Source organism: Acinetobacter sp. 228, assembly GCF_048147885.1.
Map to the genome: position 1 here is coordinate 1 of NZ_JAYWYV010000637.1, position 1,012 is coordinate 1,012.

The following is a 1,012-nucleotide window of genomic DNA, read 5'->3' on the forward strand; positions in this document are numbered from 1 at the left end:
GAAGGTCTTATTACCTTTAAGTTAAAGGGGCAAGTTCGTAATGTCATGGAAAATTCTGTCACAAAATTTGGCACAAATTATAAAATCTAGAAGATTCTATTAGATCTTAATTATTTGATAAATAATGAATTAAACCTAGATAGAATCTATTAAAAAGTTATTTGCAGAGTTCGAATCTCACCGCTTCCGCCAAAATTCTTAAAAAGCCCTTGTTAATGACAAGGGCTTTTTTTTATGTATATAAATTACAAAAAAAATGATCGTGTTCCCTTCTACATATTTCGAAGTATAGTCTCTCCCGTTCGAGGGTTCGTTAAAGTGACATTTTCCAGCGCCTGAATGTACCAAGAATGATTCTTCTGGGTGAGCACAGTAAGAATGAGAGTATCAATCTGATGAGGCCCTTGAGGATGAGCTACGCCTGCAGTGAGGCGGCTCCAAAAATGTGAAATACATATATCCTCACTCATAGGTATGAGGTCTATCAGCTCATTCTCTAGTGTTGAATCACGATAAATGGTTTCATGAATAGGTTGATGCATTGCAATAATTTCATCAACTCCTTTAACGTAGTGACCGAAACGGTTAACGAAAGTCGCATCTTTATCAAAAAGAGCAGCAAAGGCCTGCATATCATGCTTATTCCAAGCGGTTTGAAATGCTAAAGGTATTTCTTTTGGGTTTATTATGTGTTGACTCATACCAGCACCACTGTTTAATTCTTTAAGTCCATTTTCAAATATTATAAATAAAGATACTTCGTCATGCTTAAATGAAACAGGTGATCTTAGCTCGCCTTTCAAGAGTATCTTCGTTTTAACCCACATGGCCCACCGCACAAAATAGGATAGGTTGAGTTATGAGTAGAACGTGTAAATAACTGCTCGCTCAATCCGCTTAATGGAGTTAACTTTTTATAAAATCCAGATAAAGATATAAGTTAAAAAGAATTGATGCATACAAATTTAATATAATGTTAATAACCAAACATCATGTATAAATTTAAATGAAC

Annotated in this window: 1 protein-coding gene; it reads right to left on the reverse strand. The window is 34.6% G+C overall.

Annotated elements, in window-relative coordinates; genetic code table 11:
* Positions 1-272: 272 nt before the first annotated feature.
* On the reverse strand, positions 273-827 hold the full coding sequence (locus VXQ92_RS21480) for an SgcJ/EcaC family oxidoreductase (protein WP_000270080.1): 555 nt from the start codon (positions 825-827) through the stop codon (positions 273-275).
* Positions 828-1,012 lie beyond the last annotated feature (185 nt).